The sequence below is a fragment of the Roseovarius sp. genome (assembly GCF_965228755.1).
In the GTDB taxonomy this organism is placed as follows: domain Bacteria; phylum Pseudomonadota; class Alphaproteobacteria; order Rhodobacterales; family Rhodobacteraceae; genus Roseovarius.
On the sequence record NZ_CBDDIG010000004.1, the window covers coordinates 189,830 to 203,005 of the forward strand.

Here is a 13,176-nt window from a genome sequence, read left to right on the forward strand (position 1 = left end):
ACGCCGGACGGACATGTCTCCATCACCGTCGGCAAAGGCGAGGGGGGCGAGAATGTAACCCCACTTGAGAAATGGAAGGCGGCACGTGCCGCTTCCTAAGGGCGTACACCGTGTCCGGCGAAAGCTGGCAAGCGGCAGGAGCCGCTATCATTTCTATGCTTGGAGGGGCGGTCCGAGGTTCTGGGTCGACGAGATCCCCATGCCGAAAGACCCGGATTTCCATTTGGCATTCGCCGAGGCAATCAATCGGCCCAAACCCGCAACGCTGACGACGGCCAGCATGGTGGATCTGTTCTTGTCAAGTGCAGCCCGGGCAAAGTCCCCGCGGTCATTCGCCGATCAGCGCAAATGGCTTCAGCGATTTGCAACGCACTTTCATGATGCGCCGGCCATCATTTTCGAAGAGCGCGCCTCCAGAGGGGAAGTCAATGCCTGGCGTGCGCAATGGAAACATTCTCCGAAGCAGCATGACATGGCAGGAACGCACGCAGTACGTGTGCTGAACTGGGCTGTCGAAGAGGGTCACCTGTCTGAACATCATTGTCACAAGCTGCCCAGGCTCTACGATGTCGATCGCTCCGAGGTCGTTTGGACCCAGTCAGATCGGGAGGCGATCGATGCCAAGGCTCCGGAATGGGTGCGAAGGCTGTTATGTGCCGCTTGCGAAACAGGATTGCGGCCAGGGGATCTGATCAAGCTGACGCGGAACTCGGTTGAAGAGACACCGCAGGGACGACGGTTGAGGGTGCGAACCAGCAAACGCGGTCGCGTGGCTCATATTCCGATCACGCCCGCCTTGGCAAATGTGATCGACAGCACACCGTGGGACCGGATGTTGATACTTGCGAATGCGAGCGGACGGCAGTTGACCGAGCATCGCGCATCCGAAGGGTTGAGGCAGTGGCGCGACAAGGCGGGACTGAGTCGCGACTTGCGCCTGCAGGATTGCCGGGGAACAGCAGCGACAAGGCTTCTCGATGCCGGGCTCAGTCTCTCGCAGATTGCAAGTCACATGGGGTGGTCGCTTCGGCACGCGGCAAATGTGATCGAACACTACGCGCGGGTGTCTCCGGGTGAAACCGATGCTGTCCTGGTCAAATTGGCAAGCGCGAAAAAGGATAGATCATGAACAAAACTGTAAACGGTGCTGTAAACCGTCGGGGCCGCGCAGTCATCATTGGGGGCTAAGCTGTTGATTTTGTTTGGAGGCGAGTACCGGAATCGAACCGGTGTACACGGATTTGCAATCCGCTGCGTCACCACTCCGCCAACTCGCCGTCTCTCAAGTGGTTGCATCGAATTATATGATCGCTCCGCCTTCCGCAAGGCCCGACAGCGTGGCTTTCGGGGTTGATTGACATTGTCGGGCCGGGGGATATGTGTCAGAACATTCAGGACAGGACTGAACGCAAGAGTTTAGCAACATGACCGACTACGCTGCCCGCCGGACGATGATGGTCGACACCCAGGTCAGACCCTCCGACGTGACCAAGTTTCCGATCATCAACGCCATGCTGTCCGTCCCGAGAGAGGCGTTCGTGCCCGACCACCTTCGGGAAGCCGCCTACATGGGCGACAACGTCGATCTCGGCGGCAACCGGGTGGTGCTCGACCCGCGGACGCTGGCCAAGATCCTCGACTCGCTCGATATCCGGCAGGATGAGCTGGTGCTCGATATCGGCAGTGCGCTGGGCTATTCCGCTGCCGTGATCGCGCATATGGCGCAGGCCGTCGTCGCCGTCGAGGAAGATGCCGAGATGGCCGGCGAGGCGCAATCCCTGCTGCCCGAACTGGGCGCCGACAATGTCGCCGTGCACGAAGGCCCCCTGACCGAAGGCGCCGCCGAACACGGGCCGTTCGACGTGATCGTCGTCGAGGGTGCCGTCGCGCACCTGCCCGAGACCCTGACCGACCAGCTGAAGGATGGCGGCCGCATCGCCTGTCTCTTCATGGAAGGCACCCTGGGCGCGGTACGCATCGGCTACAAGATCGACGGCAGGATGACGTGGCGTTTTGCTTTCAATGCCGGCGCCCCCGTGCTGCCGGGTTTCGAGCGTCATACCGCATTCACGCTTTGACGATAATCAGGACGGCAGGAGAGCGCTGATATGAAAATCCCGTTCAGGTCGCGCGTTTTCGGTGCCGTCTCGGCCCTGATGATCGGTCTGGTGCATCCTCTTGCCGCCAGCGCTGAAACCCTGGCCGACGCGCTGGTCAGCGCCTACGAGAACAGCGGCCTTCTGGAACAGAACCGGGCGCTGCTCCGGGCCGCCGACGAAAGCGTCGCCCAGATCGTCGCGGAACTTCGCCCCATCATCAACTGGTCCGCCGACATCACCCGCACCTTCGGCACCACCCGGGCGGGCGGCATCACCGGCGGCGCCGACAGCAACGACCTGAATGTCGGCATCTCGCTCGACCTGCTGCTGTTCGATTTCGGGCGCACCAACCTGCGCCTGCAGGCCGCCAAGGAAACCGTGCTCGCCACGCGGGAATCGCTGCGCAACATCGAACAGCAGGTGCTGCTGCGGGCCGTCGCCGCCTACATGAACGTCCGCCGCACGAGCGAGCTGGTCTCGGTCCGCCAGAACAACCTGCGCCTGCTGCGGCAGGAACTGCGCGCCGCCAATGACCGGTTCGAGGTGGGCGAGGTGACCCGCACCGACGTGGCGCTGGCCGAAGCGCGGCTGGCCTCGGCCCAAAGCGGCCTCGCCTCGGCACAGGGCGACCTTACCCAGGCAGTCGAGGAATATCGCAACGCCGTGGGCCGCGCCCCGGGCCAGTTGCGCGCGCCGCAAAGCCTGCCGAACCTGTCCGGCAACATCGACGCCGCCAAGGCCATTGCCGTGCGCAATCACCCCGACATGCGCAAGGCCCAGTATGATGTGGCCGCCGCCGACCTGACCGTGGCCGCGGCGGCCGCCGCGATGAAACCCAGCGTCAATCTGACCACCCGCCTTGGCGCTGGCGAGGAGATCGACGGCACCGACTACACCCGCTCGGGCAGCATCGGCGTGACCGTCTCGGGCCCGATCTACCAGGGCGGTCTGCTCAGCTCGGCCAAGCGGCAGGCGATGGCACAGGCCGACTCGCTGCGCGGTGCCCTGCACGTGGCCCGCAAGCAGGTGATCGAGGATGTGGGCAACGCCTATGCCATCCTCCGCGCCGCCCAGGCCAGCCGTCAGGCCGGCCAGGAACAGGTCCGCGCCGCCCGCGTCGCCTTCCGCGGCGTGCGGGAGGAGGCCAAGCTCGGCGCCCGCACCACGCTCGACGTGCTCGACGCCGAGCAGGAGCTGCTCGACGCCCAGGCGGGCCTGATTTCGGCCGAAACGGATCTCTACATCGCGGCCTATACCGTGCTGGAAACCATCGGCGAGCTGACGGCGAAAGATCTGCGCCTGAACGTCCGCACCTATGACCCCGCGACCTATTACGACCTCGTGAAGGACGCCCCGGTGCCGATCAGCCCGCAGGGCCAGAAACTCGACCGTGTGTTGCGCGCGCTAGGGAAAGAATAGAATCCTCCCTAAATTGTTGTGCGAAATGGCCCCGGGCGGTAAACTGCCCGCAGGCAAGAATGGTAATTGAGCAATGTCAGACCCTGTAACGAATGTCGAAATCGAAGACGTTCTGTCCTCCATACGTCGACTCGTGTCCGCCGATGACCGCGACGCCGCGCAACAGCGCCAGGCGGCACCGGCCGCGCCGCGCCAGCAGGCGCCCCGACTGGTACTGACCCCGGCACAGCGGGTGGACGAGCCTGACGACGACAGCACCCCCGCCGACATGGACATCGAAGCGCCCGAGGCGCGCCAGTGGGACGAGGGCCGATTCGACGGGATCGAGGATGCCGAGATTGTCGAGGCCCGCGCGCAGGGCAATGATGCCGATGCCGAGATCCTGAAGGACCTGCCACAGTTTATCCGCAGCGGATTTCGCGACGACGATGACGAGGCACCGCAGGCGGGGCAGGGCGGGGACGAGCCCGCCGAAGAACAGACCGCGGAGGCCGACACCGGCGCCGCGCTGACCGATGACTGGGACGCGGCCGATGACGAGCCTGCGCTGTCCGAAAGCCTGTTGTCCGAGGACTTGGATGCGGAGCCGGAGGCACGTAGCGCCGATCCCGAGGACATGGCCGACGACGCCGCGGACGAGATCGACCTGAAGGAGCTCGAAGCCCGTATCGCCGGGTTCGAAAGCGCCGTCGCCCAACGCGACGACGAGTGGGAGCCGGATGGCGACTCGGACGACGACTACGCCGCCGCCCCGCAATCGCCCTTGCCCTGGCAGGACGTCGAGGAGGAGGACGACACCGCCGCAGACCTCTCGGCCTATGCCTTCGACCCGGAGCCCGAGCCGGAGACAGGGCCCGAGGCCCCGCTGGCCCAGGACCAATTCGAGGCATCGCCCGCCGCGATGGTCGAGCCCGACAGCCTCGAAGATGATCGCCCGACGCAAAGGACCGCAACGGAGGAGGCCTGGTATGCCGATGACGCCGTCCTCGACGAGGAGGCCCTGCGCGACATGGTGAGCGAGATTGTCCGTCAGGAGCTTCAGGGCGCGCTGGGCGAGCGGATCACCCGCAACGTCCGCAAATTGGTGCGCCGCGAGATCCACCGCGCGCTGATGAGCCAGGGGATCGACTAGGCGTCGGCCCCCACCGGCTCTGCCAGCTTCAATAGCAGATCCACGTCGAAATGCGCCTCGATATGGCGCGCGAGCGCGTCGAGCGCCTGGTCGACGCTATCGGTGAAGGACAGGTCCGACGGCGCGCCAAGTTCTTCCAGGTATCGCGCCCGGAACCCGTCCGACGCGAACAGCCCGTGCAGGTAACAGCCCCGCACGCGCCCGTCCGCACTGGCCGCCCCCTCGGGCCGCCCGCCGATATCCAGCCATGCCCGCGCGCAATCGGGCCCCGCGGTCTCGCCCAGGTGGATCTCGTAGCCCTCGACCGTGCCCCCGGTCGGGCGATAGGTGGCCTGCGTGAGCGAGAGGTGCTTCTCGGGCCGCATCACCGTCGTCACGTCGAGATGCCCCAGCCCCGCCACCTCGCCCGGCGCGCCTTCGATCCCCTCGGGATCGGCCACCGTCCGGCCCAGCATCTGGTAGCCGCCGCAGATCCCCATCACGTGCCCGCCGCGCCGGATATGGGCCGCCAGGTCGATATCCCAGCCCTGCGCGCGGAAATGGGCGAGATCGGCAATGGTCGACTTGCTGCCGGGGATCAGCACGAGGTCGGCATCGCCGGGCAGGGGGCGGCCCGGCTCAATGATCTCGACCGTGACATGCGGCTCGCCCGACAGCGGGTCGAGGTCGTCGAAATTGGCGATCCGGCCCAGCCGCGGCACGGCGACCCTGAACCGCCCGCCGGGGCGGTTCTTGAGGTCCATCACGTCCTCGGCCGGCAGGCGCCAGGCATCGCCGAACCACGGCAGCACGCCCAGCGATGGCCAGCCGGTGCGCCGCTCGATCTCCGCCAGCCCCTCGTCGAACAGGCGAACGTCGCCGCGGAACTTGTTGATGGCAAAGCCCTTTATCCGCCCGGCATCACCCGGCTCCAGCACCGCCTGGGTGCCGACGATTTGGGCGATCACGCCGCCGCGGTCGATATCGCCCACAAGGATCACCGGCACGCCCGCCGCCTCGGCGAACCCCATGTTGGCGATGTCCCCGGCCCGAAGGTTGATCTCGGCCGGGCTCCCGGCGCCCTCGACCAGAACGATATCGGCATCGCGGCCGAGCCGGCGAAAACTCTCCAGCGTGGCTTTCAGAAGGCTGGGTTTGCGTTCCGCGTAATCCCGTGCCTTCAGCGTGGCGAACCGCTTGCCCTGCACGATGACCTGCGCGCCGGTATCCGTCTCGGGCTTCAGCAGCACCGGGTTCATGTCGGTATGCGCGGGCTTGCGCGCGGCCAGCGCCTGCAACGCCTGCGCCCGCCCGATCTCGCCCTCGTCCACGGTAACGGCGGCGTTGTTCGACATGTTCTGCGGCTTGAACGGTGCCACGTCCAGCCCGCGATTGGCACAGGCCCGCGCCAGCCCGGCGACGATCATGGACTTCCCCACGTTCGACCCCGCGCCCTGTATCATGATCGCTTTCGCCATGCCGCACCCTCATCCTGCGCCGTGCCGTGATACTAGCCGGGCGGGCGCAGGGGAAGCCATGAAAGCGCCAACCGGCCCCGTCACGCCGCAGCCGTTTCCACGCGAGCTTCGGCGCCTAACCCCGCGGAATACCACCCGGAAATGAAAAAGCCCTGCCGCAGGGGCAGGGCCTTTTCGTCAAGTCAGGAAAAAGAAGTGTCAGGCAGCTTCGGCATGTGCGGCCAGGGCCGCGGCAGCATTGCGGCGCTCGCTTTCCTCGCGCGACAGCGCGACAGAGGTGCGAACACCTTTCGACACGAATTCCATCAGGCCGGTCACAACCCGCTCGTTGGGGTCGATGCCGGCACAGCTCAGCACTTCGCGCCCGTCGCGCGAGCGCGCCCACCGGGCGATCTGTTCAGGACCGTTGCCATATTTCTTGTCGTCAGAAATGGCATCGTCCAGCGCGGCCAGTACGACAGCCGCGAAAAGTTTGCGAGCACGGTTGCCCTGTTCGGCATTGAAGGCCGTGCCGTCAACGAAATCTTTCATGATTCGTCCTTGCTTTTATTGCTCTTGTCTTTTCGGCGTGGCGATGGTTATGACGAAGTTTGTTCGATTCGGATAGCCCTGTGCTGCATAGCTCGGTTGCAATTTCTGCATATCATTCTGCACCTGCAGCACGAGATTTCGTCGTCTTGCCCACCTTTGCATCCCCAGATATAGGGATGTGCCAAATATGATCAACCTTTTGACATGGGAAAGTCACGATGCCCAAGATCAACGGAAACGAAATTCGCCCCGGCAACGTGCTGGAACATAACGGCGGTCTGTGGAGCGCCGTGAAGGTCGAACACGTCAAACCGGGCAAGGGCGGCGCCTTTGCCCAGGTCGAAATGCGCAACCTGCGCAACGGCTCGAAACTGAACGAACGCTTCCGCAGCGCCGACAAGGTCGAGCGGGTGCGCCTCGAGCAGAAGGACCAGCAATTCCTCTACGAAAGCGACGGGATGCTGATCTTCATGGATGCCGAAAGCTACGAACAGATCGAACTGCCCGCCGACATCCTCGGCGAACGCCGCCCGTTCCTGCAGGACGGCATGACCATCACCGTGGAATTCTACGAAAGCGAGGCGCTGAACGCCACGCTGCCGCAGAAGGTGATCTGCAAGGTGGTCGAGACCGAACCGGTGGTCAAAGGCCAGACAGCGGCGAACAGCTTCAAGCCCGCGGTGCTCGACAATGGCGTCAAGGTCATGGTCCCGCCTTTCGTGGGCCCCGACGAGGATATCGTCGTCAACACCGAGACGATGGAATACGCCGAGCGCGCCTGACCCTCAGACGCCCGCGCGATTCAGCAAACGCGTGACCAGCCCGCGATAGCCTGCGCCGAAAAGGCGCAGGTGAACCAGCGCCGGGAAAAGCTGGTAGACCGGCCGGCGATCTTCGTGGCCGTCACGCAGGGCGCCGTAGCCCTCCAGAAACTCGGCCGGGGGCTGCCCGAACAGGTGCAGCATCGCCAGGTCGACCTCCCCGTCGCCGTGATAACAGGCCGGGTCGATGAGATAGGCCGCATCGCCCGAGAAAAGCGCGTTCCCCGTCCAGATATCGCCATGCAGCAGGGCAGGGCGGGGCCGTTCCGGCAGCAGCTCCGGCAGCCGCGCGCACAGTCCTTCCAGCCGCGCCGCCATCTCCCTCGGCACCGCGTCTAGAAACGGCCGCAGCCGGTTATCGGCCCAGAAGGCGGGCCATGTGTCCTTGAAACCGTTGCGGATCTCGACCGGTCCGAAGGCGTAATCCTCGGCCCAGCCATAGCTTTCACCGTCCGTCTGATGCAGCAAGGCCAGCGCCGCCCCCAGCGCACGCCAGCTTTCCGGGCCGGGCGGCGTTTCCTCCAGATGCTCCAGCAGGATCAGCCCCGGCCCGGCATACAGCACCCCCGGCACCGGCGTCCCGGCGGCCTGCATCGCCCGCAGCATCCGCGCTTCGCGCTCCACCATCGCCCCGGTCTTGGCCACCACCTGCCCGCCGCAATCAAGCTCCGCACGCGCCACGTCCGACAGGTCGCCGCCGTGCAGGGCCACCATCCGGGTCACTCCCCGCCCGAGCGCCGCCTCGACCTGCGCCTGAAGGCTCATTCCGCGTAGGTGACGGTCGCCTCGCCCGCTTGCATCTCACCCTTTGCCCGGTTGAACCGCAGGTAGGCGATGCCACGCCCGCCGGCCTGGGTGTAAAGCGTTCCGGCGGGCTTGCCGTCGGCGGTGATCTCGGCGCCCACCGGCGCCTCGCCCTCAACCATCACCGGTACCAGCCCCTTGTTCAGCTCGGTCTTGTGCTTCATCCGTGCGGTCACCTCCTGCCCGACGTAACAGCCCTTGCGGAAGTCCACCCCGTTCAGCCGGCCGAACCCGGCCTCGAGGATGAACGTGTCCGGCGTCAGCTCCACCCCCGTCTCGGGGATGCAATGGGCCACCCGGATGGCATCGAAATCGGTGCCGTCATCGCCCTCCTCGTCGCCGTAAATCCGCCAGCCCAGCTCCGGATGGCGCGGATCGGCCAGCGCGCCCTCGGGCGCGGGCCCGGTGCCTCGGAACACCTTCAGCGGGCTCTCCTCGATCGTCACGTCCGAGCGCAGCTTGTACATCCTCAGCCGCTTCACGAGGTCCTCGGCCAGCGAACTGTCAACATCCAGCAGGATCGCCTCGCCCCGCCGGACAAGGATGAAATCGGCGATATACTTGCCCTGCGGCGTCAGCAGCGCGGTATAGACCGGCCCCTCGCGCAGCTTCGAGACATCGTTGGTCACCAGCCCTTGCAGGAAATGCTCGGCATCGCTGCCGGTGATTTCATAGATTGCGCGTGTCATCGCGTCTCCCGTTTCTGTCCCTTCCGTAATATAGGTGCCACCGGCGGCGACAACAGGGGAGAGTCATGCGCGCGAAACTGTCGGTCGTCATCCCGACCCTGAATGCCGAAACAGCACTGGCGCGCAGCCTGCCGGCGCTGGCCGAGGGGCTGTCGGCGGGGCTGATCCGCGAACTGGTGATCTCCGACGGCGGCTCGGACGACGCGACCTTGACCATCGCCGGGGAGGCGGGGGCGGAGGTCGTCACCGGCGCACCCTCGCGCGGCGGCCAATTGCGGCGCGGGGCCGAGGCGGCGCAGGGCGACTGGCTCCTGTTCCTCCACGCCGACACCGTCCTGCCGCCCGGCTGGGCCGATATCGTCCTCGCGCACCTGCCAACCGGCAACCCTGCACATTTCCGGCTGCAATTCGACACCTCCGGCCCCGCCGCCGCCGTGGTGGCCGGCTGGGCCAACCTGCGCTCGCGCCTCTTTCACCTGCCCTATGGCGACCAGGGCCTGCTGATCTCACGCGCCGACTACGACGCCACCGGCGGCTACCCGGATCAGCCCCTGATGGAAGACGTCGCCATGGCCCGAAACCTGGGCCGCCGCCTGACAATCCTGCCCGCCACCGTCACCACCAGCGCCGACAGGTACCGCCGCGACGGCTGGCTGCGGCGCGGCGCACGCAACCTGTCCCTTCTGCTGCGCTACCTCGCGGGGGCAGACCCGGAACGCCTCGCCCGCCGCTACTGATCTCAGAAGAATGACCGCTTCGTCTCGTTGAACGTCTTCTGCACGTCCTTGAACTCGTATTCCGAGCGCACCCAGTCCTCGAAGGAAATCCCCGTCTCGGCCTGCCGCGCCTCGTAAAGATCGAGGATGTAGTCGAGCACGCCCGTCTTGGTCCAGCGAAAGTGGATATACTTCGCCGTCAACATCCGCCGCGCCTCCGACACCGGCCGCCCCTCGATCACGATCAGGTAGATGGCCGAGGCGAACCCGGCCCGGTCGGCCCCCGACTTGCAATGCATGACGAAGGGCTTCTCGATCGTCCGGAACGCGTCGATCACCTTCAGGATATCCTCCCGCGGGGCCGCGTGGCGGGCGTGAAACGTCACGTTCACCAGCTTCAGCCCCAGTTGCCGACAGCTTTCCTCCTCCACGAGGTAATGCGCCGCACCGCCCGCCCCCCGCAGGTTCAGGATCGACTTGATCCCCATCGCCTTGAGCTTGACGAACCGCTCATGCGTCGGCTGGTTCGACCGGTAGACACCGGGCGCCACGGGGAAGAAATTCGTCCACACCTTGCGCAGCACGGCATGATCGAACCACAGGTTGTAGATATTCGCCCGCCGCCGGTTCTCCGGTGTCGACAGGTCGGTATTGTAATAGGCGCGCAGACCCCGCTCCCAGTCGGCAATCCGTTTGATCAGCTTCATGAGGGTCCGTGCGCTCCGTTCACCTGTCCCGCCCGTGGGTCTCGCCCCGGGGGCCGCGTTCATCTAGGGGCAACCTGACCGCAAGGCAACCCGTGTGATCGCCGATTGACGCCCCCGGCGCGCGGCGTAAAGTCCCGCCGACCCCTTGAAGGAGAGTGACATGAGCGATGCAGGCGGCCGCCCCTACCTTGCCATTCCCGGCCCCTCGGTGATGCCCGAGGAGGTGCTGCGCGCCATGCACCGCACCGCGCCCAACATCTACGCGGGCGAGGTGGTGGATGTCACCGACAGCCTGATCCCCGACCTGCGACGTGTGGCGCGGACCGAAGGCCACGCCACCATCTACATCGCCAACGGCCACGGCGCGTGGGAGGCCTCGCTCGCCAACGTGGTGGTGCCGGGGGACCGCGTGCTGGTGCCCGCGACCGGGCGCTTCGGCCTCGGCTGGGCCGAGATCGCCGAGACGCTTGGCGTCGAGGTCGACCTGATCGATTTCGGCCGCCGGACGCCCATCGACCCCAACCGGGTCGAGGACGCCCTGCGCGCCGACACCGACCGCCGGATCAAGGCGGTGCTCGCCACCCATGTCGACACCTCCACCTCGACCCGCAACGACATCGCCGCCGTCCGGCAGGCGATCGACGCGGCGGGCCACCCGGCGCTGCTGATGGCCGACTGCATCGCCTCGATGGGCTGCGACCGGTTCGAGATGGACGCCTGGGGCGTCGATGTCGCCGTCGCCGCCAGCCAGAAGGGCTTCATGGTGCCGCCGGGGCTGGGCTTCGTCTTCTTCAACCCCCGTGCAGCCGAGGCGCGGGCGGCCCTGCCACGCGTCTCCCGCTACTGGGACTGGCGGCTTCGGGCCGAACCGGAGATGTTCTACCAGTATTTCGGCGGCACCGCCCCCACGCACCACATCTACGGCCTGCGCGCCGCGCTCGACATGATCCATGCCGAGGGGATCGAGGGGGTCTGGGCCCGGCACGAGAAGCTCGCGCGCGCCATCTGGACCGCCTGCGAGGTCTGGGGGCAGGCGGGGGCGCTCCGGCTCAACGTGGCCGACCGCGCCCATCGCAGCCATGCCGTCACCTCGCTGGCACTCGATGCGCCCGACGGCACACGCCTCCGGCAATGGCTCGAGGCGAATGCCGGCGTCACGCTGGGCATCGGCCTCGGCATGGGCACCGAGGAAGACCCGAAGGGCGACGGCTATTTCCGCATCGGCCACATGGGCCACGTCAACGCCCACATGGTCCTCGGCGTCCTCGCGACGATCGAGGCCGGGCTCACCGCCCTCGACATTCCCCACGGGTCGGGCGCGGTCGAGGCGGCGGCGGCCACGCTGGCGGCGGGGTGAGTCTCAGGCGCGGTGCCCGATCCGGGTAATCAGAAGGTTCAGCCCGTAGCTGATCGCCAGCACCACGGGCAGGCCAAAGACGGCCCACAAGACCATGAAAATCCAAAGCAAATTGACCAGTGCCATGACCAGCGCGGCATTGGTGTAATTCGGGGCTTCTGGCAGCACACCCTTTTTCATGCGCGAAGTTTACTGCGCGTTCGGGGTCCGTCAGAGTCAATAATCCGCGATGGCGGTTATCCGCCCGCCTCGACCAGGGCCTCGGGCAGCGCCTCGGCCAGCACCGCCATGTCCTCGGGCCGGCCACAGCTGATGCGGATGCACCGGTCCTGGGGGGCGATGAACGGCTTGCGCACGAAGACCCCGCGCGCCACCAGCGCCTCGAGGATCTGCGTCGCGAACGCCCCGTCCCGGCCGCAATCCACCGCCACGAAATTCGTCGCCGAAGGCAGCGCCGCCATGCCGCTTTCCGAGGCGATCCGCGCGATCTCGTGCCGCGATTCGTCCACCTTCCGGCACACGTAATCGAGCCAGCCGCGATCCTGCAGTGCCGCCAGCGCCCCGGCCTGCGCCACCCGGTTCATGCCGAAATGGTTGCGGATCTTGTCGAAGCTGCGGATCAGGTCCGGCGCGCCGATGGCATAGCCGATCCGGGCGCCCGCCATCCCGTAAGCCTTTGAAAAGGTGCGCATCCGGATCACCCGCGGGTCATCCGCCGCGATCGGCGCGGCGGTGCCTTCGGGGGCGAACTCCACATAGGCCTCGTCAAGCAGCAGCAGGCATCCCTCGGGCAATTGATCCAGCGCCGCCGCGATGTCCTCGCCACTGTGCCAGCTCCCCATCGGGTTGTCGGGATTGGCGAGGTAGACCAGCTTCGCGCCCGTCTCTTTCGCCTTTGAAAACAGGCGGTTGGGGTCTTCATGGTCATCCCTGTACCGCACCTTGTGCAGCACGCCGCCAAAGCCCGCGACATGGTAGTTGAACGTCGGATACGCCCCCTCGGAGGTCACCACCGCATCCCCGGGCGCGATCAGCAGCCGCACGAGATACCCCAGCAGCCCGTCGATCCCTTCGCCAATCAGTACGTTCTCCAGCCCGACGCCGTGATGGGCCGCCACGGCAACGCGAAGGTCATGGCTCGTCGGATCGCCGTATTTCCAGACCTGCGCCGCCTCCTCGCGCATGGCGGCGACCGCCTTGGGCGAGGGGCCGAACAGGCTCTCATTGGCGCCGAGGCGGGCGCGGAAGGGGGCGCCGCGGGCGCGTTCCTGTTCCTCTGGGCCGACGAAAGGCACGTTGGCGGGGAGGGAGGTTACGAGGTCGGTATAGCGTGGTCCTGTCATGGCGGGAGATAAGACCAGTCGTGGCGGGGTTGCAAGGGCGGGATGCCGTCACGTTTCGATGGCGGCGCGGCGGGAATCGCGGTTTGATGGGGCGGAGAGAA

The 13,176-nt window shown here is 66.3% G+C and carries 14 protein-coding genes and 1 tRNA gene; 7 read left to right on the forward strand and 8 right to left on the reverse strand.

The annotated features are described in order from the left end of the window. Positions 1 to 199 precede the first annotated feature (199 nt). Positions 200 to 1,129 (forward strand): tyrosine-type recombinase/integrase, encoded by a 930-nt coding sequence (locus ACO07J_RS03135; protein ID WP_422026215.1) that lies wholly within the window; start codon positions 200 to 202, stop codon positions 1,127 to 1,129. Between the two features lie 74 nt (positions 1,130 to 1,203). Here the strand turns inward: ACO07J_RS03135 and ACO07J_RS03140 are convergent. Continuing rightward, a tRNA-Cys gene (locus ACO07J_RS03140) sits at positions 1,204 to 1,277 on the reverse strand. Between the two features lie 147 nt (positions 1,278 to 1,424). On the opposite strand from ACO07J_RS03140, the gene ACO07J_RS03145 reads away from it, so the two are divergent. The 3 genes from ACO07J_RS03145 to ACO07J_RS03155 all read left to right on the forward strand — a co-directional run bounded on the left by ACO07J_RS03145 (position 1,425) and on the right by ACO07J_RS03155 (position 4,650). Beyond that, on the forward strand, positions 1,425 to 2,078 hold the full coding sequence (locus tag ACO07J_RS03145; RefSeq protein WP_422026217.1) for a protein-L-isoaspartate O-methyltransferase family protein: 654 nt from the start codon (positions 1,425 to 1,427) through the stop codon (positions 2,076 to 2,078). A 30-nt stretch (positions 2,079 to 2,108) separates the two neighbouring features. After that, positions 2,109 to 3,518 carry a TolC family outer membrane protein gene (locus ACO07J_RS03150; RefSeq protein ID WP_422026219.1) on the forward strand — a complete coding sequence of 470 codons (1,410 nt, stop codon included), beginning with the start codon at positions 2,109 to 2,111 and terminating at the stop codon, positions 3,516 to 3,518. A gap of 73 nt (positions 3,519 to 3,591) precedes the next feature. Next, entirely contained in the window at positions 3,592 to 4,650 is a 1,059-nt protein-coding gene (locus ACO07J_RS03155; RefSeq protein ID WP_422026221.1) for a hypothetical protein, read from the forward strand. Here ACO07J_RS03155 and ACO07J_RS03160 read toward each other — a convergent pair. Beyond that, positions 4,647 to 6,107 carry a cobyric acid synthase gene (locus ACO07J_RS03160; RefSeq protein WP_422026223.1) on the reverse strand — a complete coding sequence of 487 codons (1,461 nt, stop codon included), beginning with the start codon at positions 6,105 to 6,107 and terminating at the stop codon, positions 4,647 to 4,649. The genes ACO07J_RS03155 and ACO07J_RS03160 overlap by 4 nt on opposite strands. Before the next feature lie 198 nt (positions 6,108 to 6,305). Beyond that, positions 6,306 to 6,638 carry a DUF6280 family protein gene (locus tag ACO07J_RS03165; protein WP_300894422.1) on the reverse strand — a complete coding sequence of 111 codons (333 nt, stop codon included), beginning with the start codon at positions 6,636 to 6,638 and terminating at the stop codon, positions 6,306 to 6,308. 218 nt (positions 6,639 to 6,856) lie between these two features. On the opposite strand from ACO07J_RS03165, the gene efp reads away from it, so the two are divergent. Further along, positions 6,857 to 7,420 carry an elongation factor P gene (efp, locus tag ACO07J_RS03170; protein WP_422026227.1) on the forward strand — a complete coding sequence of 188 codons (564 nt, stop codon included), beginning with the start codon at positions 6,857 to 6,859 and terminating at the stop codon, positions 7,418 to 7,420. Positions 7,421 to 7,423: 3 nt separating this feature from the next. Here efp and ACO07J_RS03175 read toward each other — a convergent pair whose 3' ends face one another. Next, on the reverse strand, positions 7,424 to 8,224 hold the full coding sequence (locus tag ACO07J_RS03175; RefSeq protein ID WP_422026229.1) for a fructosamine kinase family protein: 801 nt from the start codon (positions 8,222 to 8,224) through the stop codon (positions 7,424 to 7,426). After that, positions 8,221 to 8,952 carry a YgfZ/GcvT domain-containing protein gene (locus ACO07J_RS03180; RefSeq protein WP_422026231.1) on the reverse strand — a complete coding sequence of 244 codons (732 nt, stop codon included), beginning with the start codon at positions 8,950 to 8,952 and terminating at the stop codon, positions 8,221 to 8,223. Before ACO07J_RS03180 ends, ACO07J_RS03175 begins: the two co-directional genes overlap by 4 nt. A 65-nt stretch (positions 8,953 to 9,017) precedes the next feature. Between ACO07J_RS03180 and ACO07J_RS03185 the strand changes: the two genes are divergently transcribed. After that, positions 9,018 to 9,689, forward strand: coding sequence for a TIGR04283 family arsenosugar biosynthesis glycosyltransferase (locus ACO07J_RS03185; protein ID WP_422026233.1), 672 nt, complete (start codon positions 9,018 to 9,020; stop codon positions 9,687 to 9,689). Positions 9,690 to 9,691: 2 nt separating this feature from the next. On the opposite strand, the gene ACO07J_RS03190 is transcribed toward ACO07J_RS03185, so the two are convergent. Then, a complete protein-coding gene (locus ACO07J_RS03190) occupies positions 9,692 to 10,375 on the reverse strand; it encodes a tyrosine-protein phosphatase (protein WP_422026235.1) in 684 nt (227 codons plus the stop codon). Between the two features lie 160 nt (positions 10,376 to 10,535). On the opposite strand from ACO07J_RS03190, the gene ACO07J_RS03195 reads away from it, so the two are divergent. Further along, positions 10,536 to 11,732 carry a pyridoxal-phosphate-dependent aminotransferase family protein gene (locus tag ACO07J_RS03195; RefSeq protein ID WP_422026237.1) on the forward strand — a complete coding sequence of 399 codons (1,197 nt, stop codon included), beginning with the start codon at positions 10,536 to 10,538 and terminating at the stop codon, positions 11,730 to 11,732. 3 nt (positions 11,733 to 11,735) lie between these two features. On the opposite strand, the gene ACO07J_RS03200 is transcribed toward ACO07J_RS03195, so the two are convergent. Both ACO07J_RS03200 and ACO07J_RS03205 read right to left on the reverse strand, forming a co-directional pair. Beyond that, the gene (locus ACO07J_RS03200) at positions 11,736 to 11,912 is read right to left on the reverse strand and encodes a hypothetical protein (protein ID WP_422026239.1); all 177 of its coding nucleotides are present in this window, start codon (positions 11,910 to 11,912) and stop codon (positions 11,736 to 11,738) included. A 56-nt stretch (positions 11,913 to 11,968) separates the two neighbouring features. Further along, positions 11,969 to 13,075: a pyridoxal phosphate-dependent aminotransferase gene (locus tag ACO07J_RS03205; protein WP_422026241.1), complete on the reverse strand. Its 1,107-nt coding sequence runs from the start codon at positions 13,073 to 13,075 to the stop codon at positions 11,969 to 11,971. Between the last annotated feature and the right edge of the window lie 101 nt (positions 13,076 to 13,176).